General features: G+C 42.9%; 4 protein-coding genes and 1 pseudogene. 3 read left to right on the top strand and 2 right to left on the bottom strand.

All coding sequences use genetic code 11. The annotated features are described in order from the left end of the window. Positions 1-153 precede the first annotated feature (153 nt). Positions 154-1,368 carry an extracellular solute-binding protein gene (locus tag RMO79_RS22890; RefSeq protein ID WP_310485573.1) on the top strand — a complete coding sequence of 405 codons (1,215 nt, stop codon included), beginning with the start codon at positions 154-156 and terminating at the stop codon, positions 1,366-1,368. Positions 1,369-1,458: 90 nt separating this feature from the next. Here RMO79_RS22890 and RMO79_RS22885 read toward each other — a convergent pair whose 3' ends face one another. After that, on the bottom strand, positions 1,459-3,231 hold the full coding sequence (locus tag RMO79_RS22885) for a hypothetical protein (RefSeq protein ID WP_310485572.1): 1,773 nt from the start codon (positions 3,229-3,231) through the stop codon (positions 1,459-1,461). A 106-nt stretch (positions 3,232-3,337) separates the two neighbouring features. Between RMO79_RS22885 and RMO79_RS22880 the strand changes: the two genes are divergently transcribed. Next, a complete protein-coding gene (locus RMO79_RS22880) occupies positions 3,338-3,766 on the top strand; it encodes a gamma-glutamylcyclotransferase (RefSeq protein WP_310485571.1) in 429 nt (142 codons plus the stop codon). Between the two features lie 160 nt (positions 3,767-3,926). Then, on the top strand, positions 3,927-4,244 hold the full coding sequence (gene trxA / locus RMO79_RS22875) for a thioredoxin (RefSeq protein WP_310485570.1): 318 nt from the start codon (positions 3,927-3,929) through the stop codon (positions 4,242-4,244). 49 nt (positions 4,245-4,293) lie between these two features. Here the strand turns inward: trxA and RMO79_RS22870 are convergent. Then, positions 4,294-4,839, bottom strand: a pseudogene (locus RMO79_RS22870) (M48 family metalloprotease); the annotation flags it as partial. Positions 4,840-4,869: the final 30 nt, after the last annotated feature.

The raw sequence follows: 4,869 nt of genomic DNA, 5'->3' as shown, positions 1-4,869 counted from the left end.
TAAGTTAGGTTTTAGGTTTTAGGTTTTAGGCTTTAGGCTTTAGGGGTAAAGGATAAAGGGTAAAGGGTGAAGGAAATATCTCCCCGTCTCCCCGTCTCCCCGTCCCCCCGTCCCCCCGTCCCCCCATTTCCCCGTCCCCCCATTTCCCCAACTATGCAACGTCGCTCCTTTCTAGTCACCCTGGGTAGTCTGGCTCTAGGAAGTGGCTTAACTAGTTGTCAAAGTCAAGATCGGTCTATTTTAAGATTGTTAGCTCTCAAAAGTTCGCTGCCATCTCAATTATTGGGCGAGTTTAGTAAATCGATTCAACCTGCCGATGTCAAAGTAGAATTAGTTGGTGAAAGTCAATTTAAAGAGACGATCGTTCAGCTTCAAGAATGGTATAAAACTGGTAAAGCAGAAGCCAAAGGATTAAAAGTACCACTAGTACCGCCAGCTAAATCTGCTGAATATATTCCCAACTTGGTAAGTATTGGCGATGCTTGGTTGCCAACGGCAATTCAGGAAAAAATCATTCAACCGATCGCAGTAAAAGATCTCCAGAATTGGGGTAAATTAGAATCCCGCTGGCGAAAATTGCCCCAACGAGACGATCTCGGTAATAATAGTGCTAACGGGCAAATTTGGGGCGTTCCCTATCGCTGGGGAACGACGGTAATTATCTATCGTCGCGATCGATTGACAGAGGCGAATATTCCCATTCCCAAGGATTGGGAAGATCTCTGGAATCCTCAGCTCAGACAAAGGATTTCAGTTTTAGATCGATCGCGAGAAGTCATTGGTTTGACTTTGAAAAAACTGGGGTATTCATATAATTTACCCGATCTCAGTCAGGCAAACGACCTCAATTTAAAACTAGCAAAACTCCATCAGCAAGTCAAGTTTTATAGTGCTGATAATTATTTACAACCGCTAGTCATGGGCGATACTTGGGTGGCGGTAGGTTGGTCGTCAGACGCGATCGATCTGTTGCAAAAGAATCCCGATCTTGGCGCGATCGTCCCTACTTCAGGTACGGCAATATTCGCCGATTTGTGGGTACAGCCAGCACTATCTAGCAAACTCACACCAGCAGAACGTCTAGCTGCCAATAACAATAATCGAGCTACGTTAAATCGACAGTGGCTCGACTATTGTTTGCAAACCAAAACCAGCGAGCAAATTTCGATCTTTACCAATGCAACAGCTCCATTACTGACTAGTCTTGCTGCTAATGAAATTTCGCCCGATCTGCAAAATAGAACGTTAGTTTTGCCATCTAAAAGTATTTTAGATAATAGTGAATTTATTTATCCATTATCATCCAAAAGTAAGGAGCAATACGATCGATTGTGGCGAGAAATTCGCAACACAAAAATTAATCCATAACCATCTTTTAGTTGTGAATTGCAATTTTCCCCCGCGCCCCCCTTCCGAACGAATAACTTACTGCATATTACTATAAAGTACTATGTCAATTTATCCAGCAAATAATTCACAGGCAATATATATCGATGTAGACTGTACCGATTCTAATAACTTTGCCCAACCCCAATCGTCAATTTGTTCTGCACATGCTTGATGTCGATCTGTATCTACGGGTATTAAAGCTGTGAGCATTTCGATCGCGATTTGACTCAAAGTTTCAGCAATCGCATTTGCACTCACCACATCTGTACCTTTGACTAATTTACTTTTTTTGGCAACGATCTGACAAGCCTCTCTAATTGATTGGGCTGCGGCTTGTTTGGTCATTAGGTCATTACTAGCCAATTGCGAAAAATAACGCTCGATCGAGTCCCATTCAGGGCGGAGATTGCGAATTAATAGCTCGACTGTATGTAAATAAATACCGAGATCGATAATTAAATCGGTAGCTTTTGCCTGTCTGGCTAAAAATAGTCCGCCAGCTAAAACTAATTGTGGGGAAGTATAGTTAAAAGCATCGCCAACGGTGCCCCATTCTCGATATAAGTCGGCGATATTAAGTTGATGATAATTAGCATCCGATTGTAATGATAGGCTGACGGGAAAATAACTAGCAATTAAATCGGCATCTAACTGGGATGTGAGAATTTGAGTGCGATTATAGTGACATACTTCTGAGATCTTTACCCGCTGTATTTCCAGTCGATCGAGAATTTTTTCACCATAAGTATGCGGTTCGATGCCGATTCTTAAATCTGTTAATGGCTTTGATTCGATCGCCATTTTTTTATACAATTCACCAAACCGATTACCACCTTGAGTCAGGGTAATAAATGGAATCGAATAGTTGTGTTTATCGTCATCGGGTAGCGGGAATTCATCGCCCCACATAGTAAATAATAACGGTGGACTCCAGTATTCATTTTGCAATTCTCTGGCGATCGATTGAATGGCGATCGGACACCATGCAGACTCACCCAAATAATTACTAACCTTCTCTATTCCTACATCCCAACAATAAGCTAAAAAATCGTCGGCAACGCCAAAGGGATAAGGTAAACCTGCCATTTGTCCGATTTGAGTATTGATATCGATATATAAATCGCGCTTAGGTAAAGCTTTTCTCATTTCCCGATCTTGACTGGCAATGCGATCGAGTAATTCTTTTCGCGCTTGCGATTTAAAAAACCATAATGGATACAAAGAACCAATTGCCGTCGTGACAACTTGAATATATCGATCGGTATCGAGATAGATAATTCTTTGAATTAACGAACCGCGATCTGCACCAGTAAAATCTACTCGCGGCGGTTGAATGCCCACCCATAGATCTTTAATTTCAGATAGACTTATTTTATTACTAAAACTTTCCCAACCACCATTAAGTGCGACTAATTCGATCGCATAATCTCCCCACTGTTCTAGATACCGATCGTACTTACTATCCTTCTTGCCACGCCTAGCTTCTGGTTCGATCGTTTTATGTCGATCGATCGCCATATCTAATAGTTTATTCAACCGTTGTAAAAGATTATTGGGCGCATCCAAACCATAAAAACTCCGACACTGATAGATCGAATTGAGCGGACTTTCGCCTTTATCTACCGACTTACCACAAAACCAGATTTCCCAGGCTTTTTTACTCAATCCGACAACAGGTTCTCGTTCGATTTCACCAGTCGGTTTTGCAAATAAATTACCCAATTGCAAATCAGCGACTAACTGCTTGACACAATAGCGATGTTCCTTGCCGTCTACTTCTCTCAATTGCGCCAGCACCACCATCCACCGCAGATGATCGGCGAGTAATTTGGGGATTTGCATTGACTGGCTTCTTGAGTTAATTGTCGTCATTAGTTGCGTGAAGAGTTGGGATCGAAATTGTGTCGAGCGGTTATACTCGATCGAGTCATAAAAATGGATGGTAGTAATGGAACTACATGTTTTTGTCTATGGTACGCTCAAGCCTGGAGGGGTGAATTTCAATCGCTATTGTGGAGATCGAGTAATTGCGACTAGGCGTGCTTATATCTATGGGGAATTATACGACTTACCAAGATTGGGTTATCCCGGCATAATTCATGGTAACAGCCACGTACACGGATTTGTCCTCTCTTTCGATAGCCAGACAATTTTACCCGCCTTAGACGCACTCGAAGACTTCGATCCGCGCCGAAATCCCGCAGAGAATGATTATAACCGCGAATCGATCGTGGCATATCTATCTGCCGTTGGTGTAATCTCTCCTTTGGAGAATCGAACTTCAACTATCTCGGCGTGGACTTATTTTATGAATCCCGATCTGGTTCGTCGATCGGGTGGTATCCTAATTCCTGACGGCTGGTGGGAACCGGGTTAAAGACTGTTGGTATTTTACTTGCAATTCACTATCCACTAGCCACTATTCGCTACTCACTCTAAAATTATGAGAGAGTGTTATCGTTTTTTATCGATCTCTGTCCGATCGAGCCAAAACTGTCTAGAATCGAGTTACCGTAATTCCGTTTCAGGATAAGCTCATGGCAGTCAAACAACAATTTACCAGCTTTGAAGATGCGATCGCCAATAGCGATCTACCAGTTTTGGTGGACTTCTACGCTACTTGGTGCGGCCCATGTAAGATGATGGCAGATATCTTGGAACGTGTCAACGTGCAACTAAATGGTCAAATAAGGATTATCAAGATCGATACCGATCGCTATCCTCAAATCGCCTCCGACCATCGCATTCAAGCATTACCAACTTTGGTAGTATTTAAAGATGGTGCGCCTGTTGATCGGATCGAAGGAGTCCTTCAGGCCGATCGGCTGGTAGACAGGCTTCAACAGTTTTTGTAAACGCTCGATAATATAGCCCCGACTTCTCCAGAATTCGGGGCTATATTGTCTATTTATTTCGCGATTTTTGTCGATCGATTTCCCGTTGGAGTTCCTCGATCTCTCGTTTCAATCGCTCGGCTTCACTAGTCGCGGGTGCAGTCGTAGTAGATGTTTCGACGCTAACCCGTGCATAATTGCCCTTGCGAATATCTTGATAATCGGTGGAATTTGCCCACTCTTGGATATAATGAATTCGTTCGACAGGAAATGGGTGACTCAACATCCCATTAGCTCCCGAATACATCAAAGCTTTATAGATTTGATTCAGTCCATCTGTATCCAAATTTCGATAATTTTCCGACTGTTTGATAAATTCATCGAGACTGCATTCATTGATGAATTTTGCACTACCTCCAGATATTTTCATCATGGTTGTCATTACAGTGCGCGGATTTTCCATCACGAGGAGTGCGGCTCGATCGGCAGAAAGTTCGGCTTTCCGTCGCCATTCATAAAATGCCAAAATCAAACCATTACTAATAATATTTCCCAACCCAAACGTCATCTCACCAATGGTTGATGCTGCATTCAGCACCCACATCGCCATCTGAAGCTGCTTTTACGGCGCGCATGGCCTCACCCA

It is taken from the genome of Chamaesiphon sp. VAR_48_metabat_403 (assembly GCF_031422475.1).
In the GTDB taxonomy this organism is placed as follows: Bacteria; Cyanobacteriota; Cyanobacteriia; order Cyanobacteriales; family Chamaesiphonaceae; genus Chamaesiphon.
The sequence above is the reverse complement of the archived record's forward strand: the minus strand, read 5'-3'. Positions and strand labels throughout refer to the sequence as shown.